We start from the raw sequence: 224 nt of genomic DNA, 5'->3' as shown, positions 1-224 counted from the left end.
CCACTACTTTATCCGTTCACGGTTGGTGAAGCGTTTTACCGCGCTCAACCAGGCCGTGGTGCAAATTGGTCTTGGCAGAACCGATGCCTCGATCCCGGTTTATGGTCGTGATGAGCTAGGGCGCATTGCGGGGTTACTGCGCCATACGCTGGGTCAGCTCAATACGCAAAAAAGTCAGCTTGAACAGGAAGTGGCAGAGCGTAAGGAGATTGAAGCCGATCTGC

General features: G+C 54.0%; 1 protein-coding gene. It reads left to right on the top strand.

What is annotated here, in order from left to right; translation table 11 throughout:
- On the top strand, positions 1 to 224 hold a 224-nt coding region (locus FDX22_RS31785), incomplete at both ends, for a HAMP domain-containing protein (RefSeq protein WP_255433030.1).

It is taken from the genome of Citrobacter sp. TBCS-14 (assembly GCF_005280805.1).
GTDB classification, from domain to species: Bacteria; Pseudomonadota; Gammaproteobacteria; order Enterobacterales; family Enterobacteriaceae; genus Citrobacter; species Citrobacter gillenii.
The sequence above is the reverse complement of the archived record's forward strand: the minus strand, read 5'-3'. Positions and strand labels throughout refer to the sequence as shown.